Consider the following 26190-nt stretch of genomic DNA (forward strand, 5'->3'; position numbering starts at 1 on the left):
CCGCTCGGTTTAGTGGAAGCTGAGTAAGTCGGCAATATCCTGCAATGCTTCCTCGGTCAGCTCCCGATCATCAAAGTCACTGATGGTTTTCTCCGTATCGGTTTTACTGAGGCAATGTTCCGACAGTTTCAGGAGAAAATACCGGCAGCTTTCGGACAGCCGTTCGATCGTATCCTGCCGGAAGCGTCCCGTTTCATAGGAAATGCTGACGGTCATCCGGCCTTTTGCCGCAATCGCGCTGATTTCAAGTGACTGCTCCCGTTTCCATGTATCCGTCACATCATCTCCGCTGCCCAAAGGAGAAAATTGAAACGCGTCAGGCTGTTCCGTTTCTGCCGGATTCCCGCCGGGCGCATCGAATTGTCCGAGATAGTTAAAGCTGATCTCCGGTGCTTTCCCGAAAGTCATCCCGGCAAGCTTCGGCGGTGTCAAATATTTAAGGACGCCGTATCCGTTCCCTTTATCCGGAATGCGCCGCAATGTGTCTTTGACGGTTTTCAATGTGCGAATTTCATATTCTTCAAGAGGTTCATAAGCTCCCGCCCGGAAAAGCACCGGATAAATGGAAGTGAACCACCCCACCGTTCTGCTGATGTCCGCACCGCCCTGCTCCGATTGGCGTCCGTGTCCTTCAAGGGCGATTTTCAAAGCATCCCGCGGCGACCATTTCTGAACAGCGAGCACGGCGGAAGCCAAAAGCACATCTTGCGTATCCGTATTGTAGGCGCTGTGCACATCTTTCAACAGCGCATTTGTTTCACTTTCTGTCAATGTGAAAGATACCGTGTTCCGTTTTTCCGCAGAAGTTTCAGATCGTTCTGCCTGCTCGCAAGGGAGACTTTCTGTTTCATAGTGTTCTATCTCCCGCCAATACTCCGTCTGCTGAAGCAACTGTCGGCTTTCAGCATAATCCTCCAGCTGCTCCGTATATGATTTGAATGACATGGTTTTCGGCGGAAGATTGATTTCTTTTCCGGAGACAGCCTGCTCATAGGCAGAAGCCAAGTCTTCCAATAAAATCCGCCATGACATCCCGTCGACGGCGAGATGATGGACGGTAAGAAACAAGTAATCTTCTGCTTCAGAGCGGAACAGCCCTGCCTGTACAAGCGGCCCGTTCTCCAAATCCATGTTTCTCTGAAGCTCTGCGACGCGGCGTTTTATAAAACGTTCCTTTTCATGCTCATCGCCTGCCGCTTCCAAAATAGTCAGGCTGTAAAGCTGCTCATCTGGGAGGCCAGCCGGTCTGTTGAAGAGGAAGAGGCCTTTCTCTCCGTCTTTTTTGCACACAAGGCGCAAGGCATCATGATGAACGGTAATGGCTTTTAACGTCTTCCTCAAAGCCTCTTCATCAATTGCATTTGTTCTCGTCAGCATAACGGACTGGTTAAAATGGTTTGCTTCCTTCATGTCCTGTGCGAAGAACCATTTTTGAACAGGTGACCACTTCACTTCTCCTTCTGCGGGAGCTTGGCTGACCGGCTGCCGCTCTGTACGGACATAAGGCGCAAGTTCTTTAATTGTCGGCCGGCTGAAAATATCTTTTACAGCGATCTGTTTTCCTGTCTGGTGTAATCGGGCCGACACTTGCAGGGCTTTGATGGAATCGCCGCCAAGCTCAAAAAATGATTGATCCGCTGCAATGTTTTCAGTTCCGAGCACGTCGCTCCAAATCGCGGCCAATTCCTTTTCAATGGCGCTGGCCGGTTCTGTAAACGCCCGTCCCGTTTGTATTTTTTTCCGCGGCTCAGGAAGCGCGCGGCGGTCAAGCTTCCCGTTCGGTGTGACTGGCAGGGCCTCAAGTGTTTCAAAGAGCGCCGGCACCATATAAGCGGGCATTTCATTTCTGAGCGCCTGCTTCACCGTTTCGCTTTCTGTTCCTTCTTCTGTCACGATATAAGCGCATAATTCCGTTTGGCCTGCTGATGCGGGCAGAGCAGTGACGGCGGCTTCTTTGACACCTTTTATGCCTGTTAAGGCGGCCTCAATTTCTTGCAGCTCCACCCGGTAGCCTCTGATTTTGACTTGCTCGTCCATTCGGCCGATATATTGCAGCGTGCCATCCGGCAGCCATTTTGCCAGATCGCCCGTGCGGTACATGCGCCGGTTCTTCTGGAACGGGTCTTGGACAAAGGCTTGAGCTGTTTGCTGAGGAAGATTGCGGTACCCTCTTGCAAGGCCGGAACCTGAGATGCAAAGTTCCCCTGTTACACCGATCGGCTGCAGATGATCCCCGTTTAAAATATAAACGTGTGAATGATCAATCGGCCGGCCGATCGTAATCTCCTCATTTTGCTCTATATGTCTTGCCGCTGCAGTGGCGACGCTGTTTTCCGTCGGACCGTACTCGTTGGCAAGTTCCGTGTGAGGACAAACCGATAGACTGCGGCTGATCATGTTTTGATCGACCGCTTCTCCCGCTAATGTGACAATCCGGAGAGACTCGGCATCTCCCGGCTCCAGTACGTCAAGCAGTGTACGGTACAGCACGGGAACAATAATCATGTGAGTAATGCGGCAAGAAGCGAGATAGTGTTTAATGGCCAGAATATCTTTCGCTTCGTCTTCAGCTAAAACGGCCACTTTCGCGCCGGAAATCAGCGGTGTGAACATACTTGTTACAAATCCGTCAAAGGAAAATGAAAAGAGCTGAAGAACCGTATCTTTCTCATTCAGATCATAAAATCCGCTCCGCCATTGAAGGGTCTGGCTGACGGATCGATGTTCGACCATAACCCCTTTCGGCCTGCCTGTCGTCCCTGACGTATAGATGATGTAAGCCAAATCCTCCGGCGCCGACAGTGACTGAACCGGTGAAGCGTCCTGTTCTTGTATATCTTCCAATGCGAGTACTTCACCTTTAAAACGATCAGGCACTTGATCTATCGCGCCCCGTACGGTAAGAAGAATCGCTGCGCCGCTGTCTGAGATGATATATTGCTTACGTTCCTCCGGATATTCAGGATCTATCGGGACGTAGGCGCCTCCGGCTTTCCAAACTCCGAAGACTGCCGCTATTTGTTCCGGCGATCTTGGTATCACAATGCCGACGGCTGCATCAGGTCCGATCTGCCGTTTTTGCAGAGCTCTGGCGATTTTATTCGACCATTCATCTAATTCTTTATATGTGACCAATGTTTCCCCGCTGATAAGGGCCGCAGCATCAGGTGTTTTTTGTGCCTGGGTGATGAACAGTTCATGAACTGTTTTTTCCGGCAGCTGTTTATCCGTCATGCCGTTAAAATCCGCAAGAATCCGGTTTCGTTCCGGTGCTGTCAGCATATTGATCTCCCGTAAAGAGGATTCCGGTTCACGGACAATGTGTTCAAGCATCGTCAAAAAGTGGGAAGCCCAGCGTTCCATCGTTTCTTTCCGGAATAAAGCCGCGGCATATTCAAACAGAAAATGAATCTGTCCCCCGCCTTCAGAAGCCTGCAAAGTGAAATCAAATTTGGAAACCGGACGGGACATGTCCGCAGGCTGAATATGCAAACCGTCCAGAAGCAATTCCTCATGCTCCATATTTTGTACGACAAGCATGGCATCAAACAGCGGATTGCGGCTTGTGTCCCGCTGCACACCGAGCCGTTCCACAAGCTCTTCAAACGGATAGTCCTGATGCTCATACGCTTCAAGCGCCGCCTGGCGGACTTCCGCCAAGTAATCGGTAAACCGTTTGTCTCCCTTCGGCTCCGTTCTGATGGCGAGCGTGTTGACGAACATCCCCAGAATCGGTTCAAGGTCTTTGTGCGGGCGCCCGGCAATCGGCGAGCCGACGATGATATCTTCCTGTCCGCTCAATCGCGCGAGCAGCGTATTGTACGCGGCGAGAAGCACCATGTACAAAGTGGAGCCGTGATCGCGGGCGATGCGGTGAAGGCCGGATGCCGTTTCAGCATCAAGCGTGCACGAGACGTTCCCACCCGCAAAGCTTCTGACAGCCGGACGAGGCTTGTCAGCCGGAAGCTCAAGCACCGGAAGCTCACCTTCAAGCCGCTTCAGCCAGTAGGCTTCCTGCTTCTGGTATCCTTCCTTCTGCTGAAACGCCCGCTGCCAGACGGCATAGTCTTTATATTGAAGACGCATCGGCGCAAGCGAGCGGCCGGCATACAGCTCGCCGAATTCTTTAATCAAGGTGTTGACGGACACACCATCGGAAATAATGTGATGCATATCCGTTAATAAAAGATGGCGTTCGTCCGATTCTTTCACGAGGGCCGCGCGGAAGAGCGGCGCTTCCTCCAGACAAAACGGCCGGACGAATGCGTCAGCTGACTCGGCTTCATCCAGCTGAAACGGCACGCTGTCATGGATGCGCTGCACCGGTTCACCGTCATGTCCCGTTTCAAAGGACGTTCTGAGCGACTCGTGCCGCTCCACAAGCTGCCGGAACGTCTCCTCCAGCCGGCCGCGGTCAAGCGGGCCCGTCAGTTCCAGCACAGCCGGCATATTGTAGCCGACACCGCCGTCTTCAAGCTGCTGGAGCACATACATCCGTTTCTGGGCTGAAGACACCGGATAAGTATCCTGTGTTTTCGCTGGCTGAATCGCTTCATACGGGCTCTCTTCGAGGTCCTGAATGACCGAAGCGAGCTCTTCCACCGTCGGCCGGGCGAAGATGTCCTGTAACGGCACCTGAACGCCGAACTCTTTGGCGATGCGGGAGACGAGAGCCGTCGCTTTTAACGAATGGCCGCCCCGCTCAAAAAAGTGATCCCGGATGCCGACGGGGCCGTTTTTCAGCACCTCTTCCCAAAGGGCGCAAAGCTTCATTTCCGTGACGTTCCGCGGGGCGGTGTACGCCTGTCTGCCTGCCGCTCCGTCAGGAGCCGGCAGCGCGCGGCGGTCAAGCTTTCCGCTCGGTGTGACCGGCCACTCGCTCATTTCTATAAACTGAGCCGGCACCATGTAGGCCGGTAGGCGTGTCGCAAGCTCCGCCCGCACGTCATCGCTTCCCCGTCCTTCGATATAGGCGTAAAGCGCGGTTTCGCCGTGTTCAGTCCGGGCGGTGACCGCCGCCTCACGAATACCGTCAATGCGTCGGATCGCCGCTTCGATTTCCCCCGGTTCAATCCGGTAGCCGCGGACTTTCACCTGTCCGTCTGACCGGCCGAGCCATTCGACTAGCCCGTCTTCTGTCCAGCGTGCGATATCGCCCGTCTGATACATGCGCTCTCCCGGATAAAACGGATCATCGAGAAAACGTTCCGCCGTCAGTTCAGGACGGTTCAAATAGCCCCGGGCCACCCCTGCCCCCGCGATGTAAAGCTCTCCGATACATCCCGGCGGGAGAAGCCGTTTCTTTTGATTTAAAACATACAGCCGCATGTTATGTCCTGGAATGCCGATCGGAACATTGTGAAATTCACTTCCTCGGCGTAAATCAAAGTACGAGGCTTCCACAGTCGCTTCTGTCGGTCCGTAGGAATTTGTCAATTCCGTTTTCGGCAGAAGGTCATAAAAACGGGAAACCAGGTGCGGGCCCAATTGTTCGCCGCCGGCAAAAACCCTTTTTAAGCTGGTCTTTTTGACGGACTGTTTTCTGGAATTTATATATTCCAAGAACGCATGAAGCATAGAAGGCACAAAATGGGCCGCCGTTATGCGGTTATTCTCCAGTGCGTTCAGTATTATTTCAGGGTCTTTCTCACCGCCTTGCGGAAGAAGGAAAACAGAAGCTCCCGCGATCGGCCACCAAAACAGCTCCCAAATCGAAGCATCAAAAGAGTATGATGTTTTATGCAAAATGATGTCAGAATCACTTAATCTATAACGCGTTTGCAGCGAGTATAAAAAGTTTACGGCTGACTGATGTTCAACCTGCACGCCTTTTGGGCGTCCGGTAGAACCGGATGTGTAGATGATATAAGCCAATGAATCGGGTTTTACGGGAACATTCGGGTTGGCTGCGGCTTCCGGGTTCCCTGTTCGCCCGCTTTTCAGCGATATGATCTCTCCGTCAAAAAGATCTGCGGCCGAAAGTTCCGGTTCCGCAAGTAAGAATCTTACGCCGCTGTCTTTCAGTAAAAAGCGAATCCGCTCTTTCGGGTAATCCGGATCAATCGGCAGATATGCACCGCCTGCTTTTAAGATGGCGTAAATGCCGATCAGCATGTCAGGAGAACGCCGGCCCATGATGGCGGTTTTATCCTCCAGCCTTATCCCCCGCTTTATCAGCTGGTGCGCAAGCTCATTTGCCCTTTCGTTCAGCTCTTGATACGTAATCGAAATGTCGTCAGTTAAAATTGCCGGACGGTCCGGCGTTTTCTCCGCCCGCTGTTCCAGCAGAGCATGAAGAGGCTGCTCAAGCGGAAACGCTGTTTTCTGCAAGGGGCTGAAATCGTGAAGCAGGGACATTTCTTCTTTTTCTGATAAGACGGAAATATCGTTTAATTCCAATCCCGGATCAGCAGCGGCGTTTTCGGCAAGTGTCGCAAAAAATCCCGCCCATTTTTGAATCGTTTTTCTCTCAAACAAATCGGTACTGTATTCAAACTGGCAGTACAATTCACCAGCATTTTCCGAGATGTACAGTGACATATCAAATTTAGAAATCGGCAGGCTGATGTCTGCCGGCTGCAGTTCAAGCCCGTCTGCCCTAAGCTTTTGCTGTTCCATGTTCTGCAGCGCAAATGTTGTATCGAACAGCGGATTTCGGGACATATCCCGCGGCACACCGAGCTTATCGACGAGTTCCTCCAACGGATAATCCTGATGTTCGTAGGCCTCAAGCGCTGTTTGGCGAATCTCCTGTAAATAATCTTTAAATGTCTTGCTTCCTGCGGGGCGCGTCCTGACTGCAAGCGTATTGACAAACATGCCCAGAACGCTATCAAGATCGGCATGAGGCCTTCCCGCAATCGGAGACCCGACAATCATATCTTCCTGTCCGCTTAAACGGGCTAACAGAACGGTGTACACACCGAGCAGCGTCATATACAGTGTGCATTTGTTTTCTTTCGCCAGCTTTTTCAACTGTGCCGTATGTTTTTCGCTGATGACAAATGACACCCGGTCACCGGAAAAGCTCCGCACCGGCGGACGCGGCTTATCAGCCGGCAATTCAAGTACGGGAAGCACCCCGGCAAGACGGTTCAGCCAGTACTCCTCTTGTTTTTTGTATGCGGCGCCGGCCATGAATGATTGCTGCCAAACGGCATAATCTTTGTATTGAATCCGTAACGGAGGCAGACTTCTCCCAGCATACAGTTCACTGAATTCACGTATCAAAAGGTTGACGGATACGCCGTCTGAAATAATATGATGCATGTCAGCTAAAAGCAGGTGCCGGTCTTTTTCAATTTGGACAAATCCGGCCCGGAAAAGAGGCGCTTTGCCGAGGTCAAACGGCCGGATAAACGCTTCAGCTGATTGTTCTTGTGTAAATGCAAACGGAACCTCGTCATGAATCCTCTGCACCGGCCGTCCGTCTTTTTCTTCAAAGGACGTTCTTAGCGGTTCATGCCGCCGGATCAGTTCCTTGAACACGGCTTCTATCCTGTTTGGGTCAAACGGCCCCTTCACCTCTAAAACGGCTGGAATGTTATAGCTGACTCCTCCATTTTCAAGCTGGTGAAGGACGTACATCCGTTTTTGGGCGGATGAGACAGGATAGGTTTCTTTCGTTTCTGTTTTTTCTATAGATGCGAACGGATTCTCTTCTGCTTCGCTGATGATATTGGCGAGTTCTTCTACGGTCGGATGGCTGAAGACATCGCTCAGCGGAATTTGCACGCTGCACTCTTTGGCTATTTTTGCCACGAGCGCCGTCGCCTTTAATGAATGGCCGCCAAGCTCGAAAAAGTGATCGTGAACACCGATCGGGCCGCTCTGAAGCACTTCTTCCCATATCCGGGTCAGTTTCAGCTCTGTCACATTCCGGGGAGCCGTGTATTGACGGCCTGCGGCGTACCCCGAAGCTTCCGGAAGGGCACGCTGGTCGACTTTTCCGTTTGCAGTGAGCGGAATCGCGTCAACAAAAGCCCATTTAACCGGAATCATATAATCAGGCAGCTCTTTCGCCAAATCGCTCCGCAGCTGAGAAGGATCAGTTGCTTGTGAGACGCTGCAGTAGGCGCATAATTCATTTTCGCCCGACTCATTCGTTTGAATCAGCACGGCAGCTTCTTTCACGGCATGATGATTTGCCAGAACGGTTTCAATTTCTTTCGGTTCAATCCGATACCCTCTGATCTTCACTTGATCATCTGTCCGGCCGATGTATTCAATTTGGCCGTCCGCACGCAGTCTTGCCAAATCTCCGGTACGGTACATGACGGCACCCTTTCTGAACGGATCCGGCAAAAATTTCTCTTCGGTCAGCGCCGGATTGTTCACATAGCCTCTTCCTGTATTCGCTCCGGAAATATACAATTCTCCAGCAATTCCGAGAGGCTGAAGCTGTCTGTTTTTGCTGAAAATATACATCTTGTTATGATGGATCGGTTTCCCGATCGGCGGATGTTCAGGTATGTCATCTCCCGCAGAAATCGTGTACGTTGAAACCACATGGGTTTCTGACGGCCCGTAATGATTATGCAAATGCATACCGTGTAAACGGAGCGTCTGCCTGAACAACCGCGAGACGGTCAGCTGCTCTCCGGCCGTAATGACATGCTTCACACAGCGGGGAAAAGACTGTGCATAATCGTCTTCATTGAAAAGCATTTTGACAAAGGCAGTCGGGAAAAATACCACTTCCGCTTTATGCTGATCGATAAACGAATACAGCTGAGAAACATCTCGTTTGATTGATTCCGGCACGATACAAAGAGTGCCGCCGCTCAAGAGTACTGAAAATAACTCCTGGTAGCAGACGTCAAATGCCACAGATGCGTACTGCAGCACATTTGTGCAAAAATCAATGTCTGTGTTCGCCAATTGGTCAGAAAGCAGGTTGGCCATATTTTTATGTTCGAGCAGCACACCCTTCGGTTTCCCTGTCGTTCCTGATGTATAAATCATATAAAGCAGATCGTCCGCTGTATTAATGGATTGCACATTGCTTCCGTCCGCTTCTGTCCCGGCTTCTTCTATGTATGTAACTTGCAGCGTTTGTTCCGCGGGAACTGACTGGTGCCGCTCTGTTACAACATGGACGCAGCCGCTGTTTTCAATGATATAGCGGATACGCTCCTTTGGACTGCCGGGATCTATCGGGACAAAGGCGCCGCCCGCTTTTAAAATACCGAGAACGGCCGCCGCTAAAGAAGGGGAACGGCCGAGCATGACGCCTACCGGCTCCTCCCGCTTTAATCCGCGTTTTTGCAGAAGGCGGGCCAGCTTATTAGCCGATTCGTTCAGCTCTTTGTACGTCACTGACTCGCCTTCATACTTGATCGCGATTTGATCCGGCGTTTGTGCGGCTTGCCGTTCAAACATCGCATGAATTGTGTCATATTCAGGCTTTTCGGTTTCTTCAGAAATTGGAGCAAGCAGCTGCTCTTTTTCCTCAGGAGTTATGATTACAAGGTTATCCGGCGTGATATCAGGTTTGTCGAGAATCTGGGAAACGATATGTGTCAAATGACCTTTGATATTTTCGATAAATTGGCGGTCATACACGCTTGAATCGTATCTCATTTTCAAATGAATCTCGTCACCCGGCGCCACCATAAGATAAAAACTGTAATTGGTTTCGTCTTCCATGCTGAAATCATGGATGTGGAAAAGATCTTTCGTATCCCCCTCGCTGTTCAGCACGTCAAGTTCTTGTTCAACCGGATAATTCTCAAAGACGAGAATATGGTCAATTAAGCCTTGTTTTACTTGTGAATTCGCTTGTATGTCATAAAGCGGATGATAGCTGTAAGCCTGCCCTTTCAAAACGTCCTTTTGCACGTTTTTGATCAGTTTTTGAAACGGGATGTCCGCTCCGCTGATCCGGACAGGGACGGTGTTAATGAACAGGCCGATCATTCGCTCGATGCCTTCAATTTCAGACGGCCTTCCGGAGATGACAGAACCAAAAACCGCATCCTCTGTCTGATTGTACGCCTGGAGCAAAATGCCCCAGAGCGTGTGGAAAATGGTGCTCAGTGTGACCTCTTCTTTCACGGCCAGCTCTTTCAGCTTGGCTGTGTCCCCTTTTGAAAAGGAAAACGTCACTTCCTCCTGTCTGCTGCCGCCGGCTTTTTTCTGTTTCGGCAGAACAGTCTGCTGTTCAAAGCCTTCAAGATATCGCTCCCAGTACGAAGCGGCTTTTTCTTTATCTTGCTCCATCAGCCACTTGATATAGGTCCCGTACGGCACAGCGGGCTCAAGCGTTAACGGTGTTTGGCGGAGCCGCGAGGCGTATATCTGGAAGAACTCTTTCAGCACGATTCCGAGACACCAGCCATCCATAATGATGTGATGGAAGCTCCATATGCACGTGTATTCACGTTCTCCGGTTTGCAGCAGCGTCACCCGCATCAGCATGTCCTTTTGCAGATGAAATCCTTTCTCACGGTCTCTTCGTTTGGCTTCTTCGATATATTTTGTTTGATCAGTCTTGTTTAAATTGGTGAGGTTTTCTTCAATGATGCTGACGTTCCGCTCTTTTAATACGACCTGCTGCGGAACGGACACGTTCTGGCTGATAAAGATCGTTCTGAAAATATCATGTCTTTCGAAAAGAACATGGACGCTCTCTTCAAACACGCGGGTGTCAACCTTCCCCGTGATAGAAAAGGAGGCCTGTTCGGCGTAAGCCTGTGATTCCTTTTGCAGGAGGGAATGAAAAAGCATTCCTTCCTGCATATAAGACAGCGGATAAATATCCTGAATTGCATTCTTTTTTGTCATGTTATGATCTCCCCGTCGCCTTTTTCTACAGTTCCTCGACAAAACTCGCTATGCTGTCCAAATCATCAGATGTTAACGTTTTGCTGCTAAAATCACTAACGGTTTTTTCTGATTCTTCTTTGCCAGTGCAGTGCGCCATAATATCACGCAAATATTGTTGTAAGGTTTGCAGCAGCTGTTCCATCGTTTCTTTGCGAAAGCGGCTCGGCGGATAGCTCAAACTGAAGTGAAGCTTGTGCTGTGCAGCCATCGCGCTCATTTCCACCGCTTGTTCCCGCTGCCATGTCGGCGTAATGTCGTGCCCGCTCGCAAGACCGGATAAACTGAACGTGTGCTGATCTTCTGTATCATTGAATTGCCCTAAATAGTTAAAGCTGATTTCAGGCGCTTGTCCGAACCGAATTGTTTTTTGCTCAGGCGGTGTCATATATTTTAAAATACCGTAGCCTATTCCTTTATCCGGTATTCTTCCGAGTGTGTCTTTTACTGTTTTTACCGCGGTCCCAAGTTCTGAACCGGCTGTATTCAAGTCAATGAGCACCGGATACATGGAAGTAAACCAGCCTACGGTGCGGCTGATGTCAAGCTCCGGCATGATATGCTCCCTTCCGTGCCCTTCCATCGCGATGCGGAGTCTGCCTCCTGTCCAGTCCCGTAAAGCCAAGGCTGCCGCAGTCAGGAGAATATCCTGCGTATCGGTATGGTAGGCCCGGTTGACCTGCTGCAGCAAAACGGACGTTTCTTCTTCTGAGAGCGTAAAGCTTACCGTTTGCCGAATGCTGTCGGCTCCCGTCTGATGCAGCGGTTTTTCATAAGGAAGCCCGGCGGCGGTTTCTTCTTCAGTAAAACGCCAATAGTCTTCTTCACGCATCAGCTTGCTGCTTTTTGCGTATTCTGAAAGCCTTTCTGCATACTGCTTAAAGGAATCAGTCTTTGGCGGAAGCTGAACCGGCTGACCTTTTACGGCTTGAGTGTAAGCGGCTGATAAATCCTCCAGCAAAATACGCCATGACACTCCGTCAACCGCCAAGTGATGGATAGTAATGAATAAATAATCCCCAGACCGGGTTTTGAACCAGCCGGCTTTTAATAGCGGCCCTCTTTCAATGTCCATCCGCTGTTGGAGTGTTGCCACTTCAGTTTCTATTTCTCTTTCCCATGAATCCGTTTCAGACAGATCCCATATATCCAAGCTGTACAGTTCATCCTTTTGGATGCCGTGATTGATTTGTCTGAGACTTCCGTTTTCTGCATTGACAGTGATCCGGAGTGCATCATGATGAATGACGAGATGCTGCAAAGCTTCTTTGAGCGGCTGTTTACGCAAAGCGTCCGAGCTGAACATCATGACGGACTGATTGAAATGATTTCTGTTTTCCATCCGCTGTGATAAAAACCAGTGCTGAACGGGGGTCCAAGGAATATCTCCTTCAACCGGCCGCTGATCGATGACTCTTTCCGCTTTCCGGATAAGAGGCGCGAGTTCCTTAATGGTCGGATGGCGGAACAAGTCACTTGCCGCCATTTTCCACCCATAGCGTCCGAGCCGTGCGGAAACTTGCAGCGCTTTGATTGAATCGCCGCCCAATTCAAAAAATGAGTCTTCAATTCCGACTTGCTTTGCGCCGAGCACTTCCTGCCAGATTGCGGAAAGCTGTTCTTCAAGCTCATTGCGGGGAGCTGTGTATGCGGTTTGAAGCGCGAGCTCCGGTTCGGGCAGATTTTTCCGATCCAATTTACCGTTCGGCGTAAGCGGCAGCCTCTCAAGCTCCATCATATAGGACGGAATCATGTAATTCGGCAGGCGCTGAGAAAGTAAAGAACGCACTGTTTCTATGTTCATGTCCGCCTGCAGGCTCATGTATGCGATCAGTTCTTTATTGCCGGACTGTCCGGTTCTGACTGACACTGCGGCTTCTTTCACGCCGTCCAAGCTCCTCAGAGCGGCTTCAATTTCTCCCAGCTCCACCCGATAACCGCGGATTTTCACTTGATCATCCATTCGGCCCGCATACTCGATCGTTCCGTCCGGCAGCCAGCGGGCTAAATCTCCGGTGCGGTACATTCGTTCTCCGGGAACAAATGGATTAGGGACAAATTTTTCTTCCGTCAGCTCAGGACGTCCGAAATATCCTCTCGCCACACCGTCTCCGCCCGTGCATAATTCGCCGATGACGCCGATCGGCTGGGGTGTTCCCCTGCCGTTTATAATATACGCGGTTGAATTTCCGACAGGGCGCCCGATCGGGATCGAATGATCGTATGATTGTTCAATCAAAAAGCATGTCGAGAACGTTGTGTTTTCCGTCGGTCCGTATCCATTCCATACTGCAAGATGCGGCAGTGCTCCCCGAACCCGGTTGACATGGCTTGGGGACAGTGCTTCTCCGCCGATAATCAATCGTGATAATCCCGAAAACACATGTTCATTTTGTTCAGATAAATGGTTAAACAGAGACGATGTAAGCCAAAGTGTCGTTATACCGTTTTGCTGTATAAATGTTTCCAAGTCATCAGAATCGAGATAGGTTTCCTGGTCACTTACATATAAAGAAGCGCCGTTTAAAAGCGGGCCGAATATCTCAAATGTCGTGACGTCAAATCCTAATGATGAAGTAAACAACAGTCTGTCTTTCGGCGTGAAATCAATATAATTGCTATTTTTCACAAGGCGGATCACGCTTCGCTGTTCAACCATGACGCCTTTTGGCGCACCCGTTGACCCGGACGTATAAATCATGTAGGCCAATGATTCGGGTCCGCCGAGCGGTTCGGGATTAACTGCACTCAATCCAGCCTGTGTTTGAATATCCTCTATGAATAAACGTTTTCCTGAAAGCGGCAGACCGTCAACTTTATCAGATTGAAGGAGAATATCAGCTTTGCAGTCTTTAAGCATCCATTCAGCCCGTTCCCGCGGCACATCGTCAGCGATAGGCAAGTAGGCGCCCCCCGCTTTTAATATTCCGAGAATGCCGGAAACAAGCTCTGTTGTGCGGCCGGTTAATAGTGCGACCACACTTTCCGGACCGGCGCCATTTGATCGGAGCGCCGCAGCAATTCTGTTAGCCCGTTCGTTCAGCTCTCTGTATGTCAAGATTTGTCCGCGATATACAACAGCCTGGGCATCAGGTGTTTCTTCCGCCTGCCGCTCAAATAAACGGCTGATGGTTTCGTGTTTGGGATAATCGCTTTTCGTCTGATTAAATTGATAAATGACGCGATTTGTTTCAGCATCATCCAGCACGTGAATGTCACCAAGCGGTATTGTTTGGTCTTCAATCACTTTCGTAAGAATACGAGTAAAATAAGAAAGCCATTTTTCGATTGTCTGTTTTTGATAGATATCTGCATTGAATTCAAAATCAAAGCTGATGGTGCCGTCAGACCCTTCTGCCGCATAAAGCGTGGCATCAAATTTTGCTGTTTTATGGCCGGTATCCGCAGCTTGAGTCAAATGCAGCTCATTTAAAACCAAGGATTCATGCTCCATATTCTGGAGCACAAACATCACGTCAAACAGCGGATTGCGGCTCATGTCCCGCTGCACGCCGAGCCGTTCCACAAGCTCTTCAAACGGATAGTCCTGATGCTCATACGCCTCAAGCGCCGCCTGGCGGACTTCCGCCAAATAATCGGTAAACCGTTTGTCTCCCTTCGGCTCCGTTCTGATGGCGAGCGTGTTGACGAACATTCCGAGAATCGGTTCAAGGTCTTTGTGCGGGCGCCCGGCAATCGGCGAGCCGACGATGATATCTTCCTGTCCGCTCAATCGCGCGAGCAGCGTATTGTACGCGGCGAGAAGCACCATGTACAAAGTGGAGCCGTGATCGCGTGCGATGCGGTGAAGGCCGGATGCCGTTTCAGCGTCAAGCGTGCACGAGACGTTGCCGCCCGCAAAGCTTCTGACAGCCGGACGAGGCTTGTCAGCCGGAAGCTCAAGCACCGGAAGCTCACCTTCAAGCCGCTTCAGCCAGTAGGCTTCCTGCTTCTGGTATCCTTCCTTCTGCTGAAACGCCCGCTGCCAGACGGCATAGTCTTTATATTGAAGACGCATCGGCGCAAGCGAGCGGCCGGCATACAGCTCGCCGAATTCTTTAATCAAGGTGTTGACGGACACACCATCGGAAATAATGTGATGCATATCCGTTAATAAAAGATGGCGTTCGTCCGATTCTTTCACGAGAGCCGCGCGGAAGAGCGGCGCTTCCTCCAGACAAAACGGCCGGACGAATGCGTCAGCTGACTCGGCTTCATCCAGCTGAAACGGCACGCTGTCATGGATGCGCTGCACCGGTTCGCCGTCATGCCCCGTTTCAAAGGACGTTCTGAGCGACTCATGCCGCTCGACAAGCTGCCGGAACGTCTCCTCCAGCCGGCCGCGGTCAAGCGGGCCCGTCAGTTCCAGCACAGCCGGCATATTGTAGCCGACACCGCCGTCTTCAAGCTGCTGGAGCACATACATCCGTTTCTGCGCTGAAGACACTGGATAAGTGTCTTGTGTTTTCGCCGGCTGAATCGCTTCATACGGGCTCTCTTCGAGGTCCTGAATGACCTTAGCGAGCTCTTCCACCGTCGGCCGGGCGAAGATGTCCTGTAACGGCACCTGAACGCCGAATTCTTTGGCGATGCGGGAGACGAGAGCCGTCGCTTTTAACGAATGGCCGCCCCGCTCAAAAAAGTGATCCCGAATGCCGACGGGGCCGTTTTTCAGCACCTCTTCCCAAAGGGCGCAAAGCTTCATTTCCGTGACGTTACGCGGTGCGGTGTACGCCTGTCTGCCTGCCGCTCCGTCAGGAGCCGGCAGCGCGCGGCGGTCAAGCTTTCCGCTCGGTGTGACCGGCCACTCGCTCATCTCTATAAACTGAGCCGGCATCATGTAGGCCGGAAGGCGTGTCGCAAGCTCCGCCCGCACGTCATCGCTTCCCCGTCCTTCGATATAGGCGTAAAGCGCGGTTTCGCCGTGTTCAGTCCGGGCGGTGACCGCCGCCTCACGAATGCCGTCGATGCGCCGGATCGCCGCTTCGATTTCCCCCGGTTCAATCCGGTAGCCGCGGACTTTTACCTGTCCGTCTGAACGGCCGAGCCATTCGACAAGCCCGTCTTCTGTCCAGCGTGCGATATCGCCCGTCTGATACATGCGTTCTCCCGGATAAAACGGATCATCGAGAAAACGCTCCTCCGTCAGTTCAGGACGGTTCAAATAGCCCCGGGCCACCCCTGTCCCCGCGATGTACAGCTCTCCGGCAACGCCCGCAGGCTGAACGGTTCCCCCGCCATCTAACACATAAAGACGGGTACCCGGAACGGGTTTTCCGATCGGAAGCCTTGTCCGTCCGCTGTCCCGTTTTCGGTCACAGACGTAAAATGCCGCATCAACCGTTGCTTCTGTCGGCCCGTAGCCGTGAATGAGCACGGTCTCCGGCAGAAGATCGGCAAACCGGGAAGCCGTAAGCGGTGAAAGAGCTTCCCCGCCGGCAAACACGCGTGTCAAGGTTTTGCCGAGGCGGATTCTTGTTTCCTCAGGCTCTGTTTCCAGCGCATCTAAAAAGCTGTTGACCATCGCCGGAATAAAATGCGCGGTCGTCACCTTTTCCGAGGCAAACGCTTCAATCATCCGCGCGGGATCTTTCTCCCATCCGGACGGAAGCAGATACACGGAGGCGCCGGACATCGTCCACCAAAACAATTGCCAGATGGAAGCGTCGAAGGAAAAGGATGATTTCAGCACGATCATATCCTCTTCCGTTAACGGAAACTGCCCTTGCATCCCGGATAAAAAGGCGGCGGCCTGACGGTGTTCAACAGCCACCCCCTTCGGTGTTCCCGTCGAACCGGACGTGTAAATGATATAAGCGAGCGAATCGGCATCCGCTTCTTCAGAGACAGCCCCTGTCTCCGCCTCACCTGTAAGGGCAGAAAGAGACACTTCTAGCGTTTCGCCGGAAAAATCGGGAACGGATAACCCCGACTGTTGAAGCAGGAGACAGGCGCCGCTGTCTTTGAGCATATAGCGCAGCCTGTCCTCCGGATATTCCGGATCAAGCGGCACGTAGGCGCCGCCTGCTTTTAACACGGCAAGCACTGAAATCACCATCTCCGGCGAGCGTTCAGCGAGCACGCCGACCATGCTTTCTTTGCGGACGCCTTTTTGGCGGAGCCGAACAGCGAGCCTGTCTGTGTACCGGTCAAGCTCGGCGTACGTCAGCATACCGTCTGGGAAACGGAGCGCCGGACGATGCGGCGAAAGCGCAGCGCGGCGGGTAAACAGCCCGTGAAGCGTCGGAGCCGGCGGTTCAGCCGTTTCTGTCCGGTTAAACCCATCCAGCATATTTCTGGCTTCACACGCATCCAGCAATGCGATCTCGGAGGCGCTCATTTCAGGGTCGGAAATGACTGATTTCATCATATGCCGTAAAAAGGTTTCAATCTTCTTCATAAAAACACGATCGTATATACCGGTATCAAAGTTTAAGCGGATATAAAGAGAACTTCCCGGAATCACCTTTACGCTGCATCCGTAGTTTGTGACTTCCTCCATCGTGAAATCCTCTACCGCAAAATCAAATGAACCGGCCTGACTCACATTTTCAATTTCACGCTGGGCCGGCACATTTTCAAACACGATAATATGGTCAAACAGCGCCTGCTTCAGAGGGCTTTGCGCCTGAATGTCATACAGCGGATAATAGCTGTACGCTTCTGCTTGCAGAGTCTCCTGCTGTAAATGCCTGACGAGCTCCAGGAAGGAAAACGAACCGCTTTTTACCCGCACGGGAACCGTATTGATAAACAGTCCTACCATTTTTTCTACGCCCGCCAGATCCGACGGCCGGCCGGAAACGACAGAACCGAAAACGGCGTCTTCACAGCGGCTGACTCGCTGCAGCAAAATGCCCCACAGTGCCTGAAACACCGTATTCAGCGTCGCTCCCGCCCTTGCCGCAATGTTCTTCAGCTCATTTGTCTGCTCTTCAGAAATAGTGAAAACAGCCTGCTCAAGCTCGCCGTTTGGTTCCGCGGATTTTTTCGGAAGAGACGACGGTTGCTCAAGATCGGCAAGTCTCGTTTTCCAAAATGACTCGGCTTCTTTACGATCTTGCTTCATGAGCCATTTAATATACTTTCCATATGGCTGAACAGGCTCGAGAGACGGGAGCCGCCCGTCTCCGAGAGATTGATAGATCATCAGAAATTCCTTCATAACAATTCCGAAGCACCAGCCGTCCATGACGATATGATGGTGGCTCCAAATGCAAACATAGCGTTCGGGCGCTTTTTTCAGAATGGAGACTCTCATGAGAGGGTCTGATTGCAAATCAAAGCCTTTATCTTTGTCTTCTTTACTGAACCGGTCGGCATACATGTCTTGCGCCTTCTCATCCAAATGAGAAATATCATGAAACTGAACGCGGCTCGGCCTGTTATTTAACACGACTTGGCGGGGCTTCGCCACATTCTTATGAATAAACGTCGTACGGAAAATATCGTATCGTTCAAAAACAGCATCTATACTTTTTTGGAATCGTTCCCGGTCAAGCTGTCCGCTGATCGTAAACACTGCTTGTTCGAAGTAGGCTCTTGAGTCATGATCCAAAAGAGAATGAAAAAGCATGCCCTCCTGCATAAAAGATAAAGGGTATATATCTTGTATTTCCGGTTGCTGCCCCATTGCGCCTCTCCTTTTCTATAGTTTGTTGACGGCTCCCATAATGTCACTCAGATCTTCCAGCGTTAACTCTTCATCACTGAAATCAGCAGCGCTCCATTCACGCTCCTCTTTGCCTGTGCAATGCGTGATGATCTGCTTGAGAAAAGTATGAAAATGCCCCGTCAAAACTTCAATCGTTTCTTTTTGATAATGAAAACGGTTATACACCACATTCAAGCTGAGACATTCCGATGATACGGAGCCGCTGATATCAAGTGTGTACGGACGTTCCCAGTCTGGGCTGACTTCATTTCCCGCTTTTACGGGAGAAACATCGAAGCCGGTTGAACGGATCTCCCGGTCAAACTGCCCCAAATAGTTAAAACTGATTTCAGGAGAATCAGATTCAGCCTCTTCCCAGAATTTGCTTATATATTTCAGCACCCCGTATCCCGCTCCTTTATGCGGAATGCGGCGCATCATATCTTTTGTCCGCTTAATGTGATAACCGAGACGCCCCCCGTCATCAGCCTGATCTTGAAAACTTGCGTCAACCAATACCGGATAAATTGACGTAAACCAGCCGATGGTTCTGCTGATATCAAGATGCTCCAGATGCTCTTCCCTTCCGTGGCCTTCCATGCTGATTTTGAATGTCTCGTTTCCGGTCCATCTGTTCAGCGCAAGGCTTAACGCCGCAAGCAATAATTCACCTGTCTCCGTTGTGTATGCCCTGTTTGCCTCCGTTAACAGCTGCTCGGTCTCCTGTTTTGTCAATGTAATGGTCATCACATCTGTATCTTTAAGGAGATTGGAAGAGATGCGGGCATCTTTCGGAAGCGGTTTGACCGCTGCTTCTTCTCTTTCAGACCAGTAATCTGCTTCCTGCAGAAGCCGGCGGCTTTTTGCATAATCAGAAATCTGCTTTGCATAAGTCTGATAGGAATCAGTTTTCGCCGGAAGAACGGCTTCTTTTCCAACAAGCGCCTGCCTGTAGCACGCGGTGAGATCTTCAAATAAAATCCGCCATGACACTCCGTCAATGACAAGGTGATGAATGGAAAGCAGCAGATGATCGCCATCTGCGGCGTAAAATAAACCGACAGCTACGAGCGGACCCGTTTCCAGCCGAATGGAAGATTGTATACGGGCGGCCGCCTGTTCAATTGCGGCGTGCTCCTCTTGTAATGACCCTTTCCCTCTCACGTCAAGCGTTTCAAACGTAAAGAGTTCTTCATCAGAAAGGTTCTCAGCTCTGTTATATTGCATCACCGATCCATTTTGCGTGCCGCATATCATCCGTAATGCGTCATGATGAACCGCCAGATGCGCCAGCGCTTTTCTCATGGCAGATTCATTGATTCTGTCCGCACTGCGGAGCATAACGGTCTGATTAAAATGATCATGCGGCAATGATTGTGACAAGAACCAGTGCTGGATCGGCGTCAACGGCACTTCTCCCGTGACGGGAGCCTGATCAATTACGCGGCGGACTTTCCGGAGCCGCATCGACACCTCTCCCAGTGTCTGATGCTCAAACAGCTCACGGACGGTCGTTTCGTAGCCCTGCTGCTTCAGCCTCGCACATACTTGCAGCGCTTTAATCGAATCTCCGCCGAGATGGAAGAAATGAGCATTGGGGCCAAGGCCTTCAACACCTAAGAGTTCCTCCCAAATGTCAGCCATCATTTCTTCAGTTTCATTCCTCAGGCTGATATCATCTCCGGGATTTTCGTTTAATTCAGGCTGCGGGAGCGCCTTCTCATCCAGCTTCCCATTCGCCGTCAGAGGCAGTTCATTAAGCTCTGTCAAGCGTGCGGGAATCATATATTCCGGCAGGAAAGCTCTGAGAGAGGCCTGAACCTCTGCTTCTTTTAACTTTTCGTTTCCGTGTAAGACGGCATAGGCGTAAATGGAGTGCTGACCGTGCTGATCAGCACGTGTGATCACGGCGGCCTCTTTCACGAAAGAAAGCTTCTGCAGCGCTGATTTAATTTCCCCCAATTCAATTCTGTGGCCTCTGACTTTTACTTGCGCATCTTTCCGCCCGACATACTCCAGCTCGCCATTTGAGAGCCTTTTGGCGATATCGCCCGTCCGGTAGAGCCGCATGCCGGAAACGTGCGGATTCGGGATGAAACGGGAGGCAGTTAAATCATCTCTATTTACGTATCCCCTCGCGACGCCTTCTCCGCCGATATAAAGCTCACCGGGAATTCCGATCGGCTGCGGATTCATATAGGCGTCCATGACAAAAGCATGAAGGGTTTCCAGCGGTCTGCCGATATTGCTTTTATTTCTCTCAATATCTTCCATATTCAGTTTTTTGTATGTGACGTGAACCGTGGTTTCCGTAATGCCGTACATGTTCACAAGCTCCGTCTCCGGGTACTTCTCTTTCCAGCTTTTCAGCATGCCGGGCTGAAGCGCTTCTCCGCCGAAAATGACATATCGAAGCTTCAGCTTGTCCGTATGCCCGGCTTCTTCATGAATGAGTCCGGAAAAAGCCGTCGGCGTTTGGTTCAGCACCGTTACGCCTTCACTTAGCAGCAGCTGCCGGTACAAATGCGGATCACGGGCTGTTTCTTTCGGCACGATGACTACTTTTCCGCCGTATAAAAGCGCACCGAATATTTCCCAAACAGAAAAATCAAAACAATAGGAATGAAACAGCGTCCAGACGTCTTCTGGCCCAAAATCAAGCGGCAGCCCTTTATGTGTGATAAGGCTGATGACATTGCGGTGTTCCGTCATAACGCCTTTCGGTTTCCCCGTTGTGCCCGATGTGTAAATCACGTAAGCCGGCTGTTCAGGTGTTATCGTTTCTTTCGGACTGTCTGCTGAGACAGATTCAGGCTTATCAATGTATAAAACCGGCAGACCGTCCATTCCGGAAATCCCAAGACCCGATTGCGTCAAAAGAACACGCGCGCCGCTGTCAGTCAGCATAAATGAAATCCGCTCGTCCGGATATTCAGGATCAATCGGCAGATACGCCCCTCCCGCTTTTAAAATACCGAGAATCCCAATCAGCATATCCGGAGATCGTTCAGTCATCATCCCGACAATCTGTCCGGAGCGGAGCCCGTTTTCTGAGAGCATATCGGCGATTTGATCCGCCTTCTCATTGAGCTCGCGGTAGGTGAGACGCTCATCGGCCATGACGGCTGCGATTTGATCCGGCGTTTTTTCCGCCTGTGTTTCAAATAAACTGACGATCGTTTCATGCCGCGGATACTCAGCCGTTTGATTATCAGCTTCCAGAAGCATCTGCCGCTCGTTTGTGTCCAGCAAATGAATATCAGACAGCTTCCGATCGTAATCCGACGCGATTTGTCCTAAAAGCTCTTTAAAATGACCGGCCCACCGTTCGATCGTTTCTTTTTCAAATAATGCGGTACTGTATTCAAAATGAAAATCCAGGGCGCCATCCAGCCGTTCCTCAGCATGTAGCGTCAAGTCGAATTTTGAAATGTCATGCTTCACTGCATGTGCAGAAACGGATAAGCCCGGAAGATTCACTTTGAAATCATCACTGTTTTGCAGAACGAGCATGGCATCAAACAGCGGATTGCGATTGACTTCCCGGTGTGTATCAAGCTTTTGGGCGAGTTCTTCAAACGGGAATTCCTGATGTTCGGCTGCGCCGAGGGCGAGCATTTTCACCTCTTCTAAATAAGCGCGGAATGTCTTATCACCTTCCGGCCTGCTTCTCATGGCCACGGTGTTAACAAACATGCCGATGACCCCTTCAAGCTCAGCGCGGCTTCTGCCTGCCGCAGGTGAACCGATGACAACATCTTCCTGTCCGCTCAATTTAGACAGGAACAGGGAATAGCCGGCCAAAAGAATCATATACAGCGTGGAACCCGTCTCATCCATGAGCCGGCGCAAATTCTCCGCCGTTTCCTTTTGAAGACGCGTTCGAACCGCGGATCCGCTGAAATCAGGAAACTGAGGGCGCTTTTTATCCAGCGGCAGATCAAGAACGGGAATGTTTTCCCCGAGCGCATCCAGCCAATACCGCTCATGTTTTTTGAACTCTTCAGCGGCAGACCGGTCATGCTGCCAGACGGAAAAATCTTTGTACTGCAGTTTTAACGGCCGCAATTCCTTCCCTCTGTACAAATCCGTCAATTCCTGAATCAGAACGCTCATTGACACACCGTCTGCGATAAGATGATGCATATCGAGCAGCAGAAAATGGCGGTCTTCATTGACTTTGGCTAAAGTCACCCTCAAAAGCGGCGCTTTTTCCACGTCAAACGGCTTAACGAAAGTTTCCAACGTCTCGTGAAGAAGTGACTCGGACGGCATGTGAAGCTCTGTGAGTTCGAGCTCCACATGTGAATGTATGTGCTGCATCGGCTCCCCGTTTCGTAACACAAATGATGTGCGTAACGCTTCATGCCTTTGCAGCAGCGCTGAAAAGGCTTCTTGCAGACGGTTCCGATTGAGCCTGCCGCTCAGTTCCAGACAAGCGGGCATATGATAGCCCGTGCTGTCCGCCGCAAGCTGGTGAAGGGCATAAAGCCTTTTTTGAGCAAAAGATAACGGGTACAAGTCCTTCGTCTTTGCAGGCGTGATTTCCGCATATTCTCCTCTTTTCTTCTGTTCAAGGAAGCGGGCCATGCTCTCAATGGTCGGATGTTCAAAGACATGGCGGACGGCAAGTTCAATTTGCAGCCGTTTATGTATGTTTGAAACAAGTGATGCGGCTTTCAGCGACTGTCCGCCGATTTGGAAGAAATCATCTCTCATACTGATGCGGTCCCGTTTCAGCACATCTTGCCAAATAGACAGCAGCTCAGTCTCAAGCATTGTGCGGGGCGCTTGATAATCACCGGTTCTCTCAGCTTCTTCCGGTTCAGGAAGCGCGGCTCTATCAAGTTTTCCGCTCGCAGACAGCGGCATTTCCGTCAGTCTGGTAAAGCTTCCCGGTATCATATAAGCAGGTAATGTCCCCGCCAATTCGGCGTGCGGATCAAATGTCACACCCGCGTTTTGCAGTACGACATAAGCTGCAAGCTCCTGATCTCCGTCCGCCGTTTTGCGCACGGTAACTGCCGCCTCTTTTACCCCGGACAGACTTCTGAGTGCCGTTTCGATTTCTCCTAATTCGATTCTGTAGCCTCTCACTTTCACCTGATCATCAAAACGCCCCATATATTCAATCGTTCCGTCCGGTAAAAACCGGGCTGCATCCCCCGTTCTGTACAGCCGTTCACCTTCACGAAACGGATGAGGGGTAAAGGCTTTGTCCGTCAGCTCTTTTTGCTGAAAATATCCGTGTGCAAGACCTTTTCCTGAAATACACAGTTCACCGACGGCTCCGACCGGCTGCAGCTGGACACCGTGCATGATATAGACGGATGTATTGGAGATCGGGCGTCCGATCGTAATCCGGCTGCTTTTTTGCAGATTGCGCAGGATCGTCGCTGCCACACTGTTCTCCGTCGGGCCGTATTCATTCAGCAGCTCGGCATTCGGGCATATATTCCGGCTCGCTTCCACGATATCAGGGGTTGCCGCTTCCCCGGCAAATGTCACCGCCCGAAGCGTCTGTGCATCTTTTTTTGTCAGAGAATCAAGCAGGACGCGATAAAGGGACGGAACGATCAGAAGATGGCTTACCCCGTGGCGGGCGATTTTCTGTTTCATTGAAAGAACGTCTTTTGCATCGTCTTCATCAGTCAACAGTACACAAGCGCCGGACAGCAGCGGAGTGAAAAGACTTGTCAAAGAGCCGTCAAATACGTATGAAAAAAGATGAAGCGCTATGTCGCCTTCTGACATGCCGTATTCTTCACGCCGCCATTGCAATGTATTGCTGATCGCTTTGTGTTGTACAAGCACGCCTTTCGGACGGCCTGTCGTTCCCGAGGTGTAAATGACATACGCCCAATTTCCGCTGCCGGACACCGGCGGAAGCGGTCCGGTCTGCCGGGAAACCGTTTCCTCCAAGATGACGACGTTTCCCTTGAAATGAGGCGGAATGAGGGGGAGCAGGTCTTTTTCAGTCACGAGCAGTGAAGCTTCACTGTCTCTCAGCAAAAATGAGATCCGTTCAGGCGGATATTCCGCATCAATCGGCATATAAGCGCTGCCCGATTTCCAAATTCCGAGCAGAGCGGCGACCGTATTCATCGATCGGCGCAGCATAACAGCGGTGATCTGATCGGGACGGGCGCCTTTTTCCCTTAACGCATGCGCAATCTGATTCGCCCGCTGATTTAATTTCTTATAGCTCCAGCTTATCCCGTTATATCTCAACGCTTCCTGGTCGGGCGTTTTGGCAGCCTGTTCTTCAAAAAGCCCGTGAACGGTTGTCTCAGGATACGGACGGTTTGTGTCGTTAAACGAATGAATCAAGGCCTCTTCCTCCGGCGGCACGAGACTGATGCTTGATAAGAGCCTGTCCGGATCCTCTGTTACACAGGAGATGACCTCAAGAATATGCCCTTTGATCCGTTTCATGTCCTCCCGATCATAAATGTCAGCATTGTAGCTGAATTTCACATAAAACTCTTCCCCCGGAACGATGACGACGTTGAGATCAAAGTTCGTTTCTTCCGCCATCGAAAAGTTTTCAAGAGAGAGAGCATGGCTTTCAGTCTGCTGCCAGCCGTTTACCGCAGCCTGCATCTGAACCGGATAATTTTCAAAGACAAGGATATGGTTCAAGAGATCTTTTTGCAGACCGCTCTCGTTTTGAATGTCATAAAGCGGATAATAGCTATGCTCTTCCGCTGCGAGTGAATCTTTTTGCACTGCTTTAACAAGCGATGTAAAAGTCATATCCTCTGCTGCGCGCACCCTCACCGGAACGGTATTGATAAACAGCCCGGCCATGGATTCAATGCCGCCAATAGCTGACGGCCTGCCGGAAACAACCGAACCGAAGACCGCATCTTCAGTCCCGTTGTAACGATGGAGAAGCAGGCCCCAGATGCCCGTAAATATAGTATTCAGTGTGACCCCGATGCCCCGGGCGATGTCTGTCAGTTTTTGTACGGTTTCAGGCTCAAGGGAGAATTGAAAATGCTCAGATGTATAACCGTTTTGCGCCGGCTTATTCTTCGTTTGCGGAACAGAAACGGTTTCTCCGTAATCTTTCAAATAGCCGGACCAGAACGCTGACGTTTCTTCTTTATTCCGGCTTCGTAGCCATTTGATATAAGTGCTGTAAGGATCCGGACTGCCGAGGTTTACAGGCCGCCCGTTCCGGATCGAATAATACATGCTGAAGAAATCTTTCAGCACAATGCCCAGGCTCCAGCCGTCCATCATAATGTGATGGTGAGTCCAAACGCATGTATGGCGGTTTTTTCCCGTATGAAAAAGAGCAAGGCGCATTAAGGGGCCTTTTTGCAGATCAAACCCCTTATGCCGGTCGTTTTCCTTAAATTCGTCAATGATGCTTTGCTGCTGTTCTTCCGAATAATCTGAAATGTCTTCAGTCCGTACGGCAGTGTCACGGCGCGAAAGGACTACCTGCTGCGGCCCTTCAAGGTCAGGTACTTCTTTTATGAAAATTGTTCTGAAAATATCATAGCGGCTGACAAGCATATCAAGGCTTTTTTGAAATGTATCCACGCATAAATCTCCGCTGACCGTAAACGAAATCTGCTCGACATATGCGTTTGATCCGGAGTCTAAAAGCGAATGAAACAGCATGCCTTCCTGCATATATGATAAAGGATAAATATCTTGGATTTCTGTCGCTTGTGTCACGAATGCCACACACCTTTTTA

General features: G+C 50.9%; 3 protein-coding genes. All 3 read right to left on the reverse strand.

Features of this window, described 5'->3' with window-relative positions:
* Window positions 1–9: 9 nt before the first annotated feature.
* Genes ICW23_RS04865 through ICW23_RS04875 form a run of 3 tightly spaced genes read right to left on the reverse strand, consistent with a single transcriptional unit; the run spans window position 10 to window position 26170 of the window.
* The gene (locus ICW23_RS04865) at window positions 10–10785 is read right to left on the reverse strand and encodes a non-ribosomal peptide synthetase (RefSeq protein WP_188154117.1); all 10776 of its coding nucleotides are present in this window, start codon (window positions 10783–10785) and stop codon (window positions 10–12) included.
* Between the two features lie 25 nt (window positions 10786–10810).
* A complete protein-coding gene (locus ICW23_RS04870; RefSeq protein WP_188154118.1) occupies window positions 10811–18457 on the reverse strand; it encodes a non-ribosomal peptide synthetase in 7647 nt (2548 codons plus the stop codon).
* A gap of 15 nt (window positions 18458–18472) precedes the next feature.
* On the reverse strand, window positions 18473–26170 hold the full coding sequence (locus tag ICW23_RS04875) for a non-ribosomal peptide synthetase (RefSeq protein ID WP_188154119.1): 7698 nt from the start codon (window positions 26168–26170) through the stop codon (window positions 18473–18475).
* Window positions 26171–26190 lie beyond the last annotated feature (20 nt).

The sequence above is a fragment of the Bacillus sp. 1021 genome (genome assembly GCF_014534735.1).
Classification (GTDB): domain Bacteria; phylum Bacillota; class Bacilli; order Bacillales; family Bacillaceae; genus Bacillus; species Bacillus siamensis.

Excerpts from the sequence above, each read along its gene's own strand:
- ICW23_RS04870 (WP_188154118.1), bottom strand. The coding sequence starts at position 18,457 with ATGGGGCAGCAACCGGAAATACAAGATATATACCCTTTATCTTTTATG.
- ICW23_RS04865 (WP_188154117.1), bottom strand. The coding sequence starts at position 10,785 with ATGACAAAAAAGAATGCAATTCAGGATATTTATCCGCTGTCTTATATG.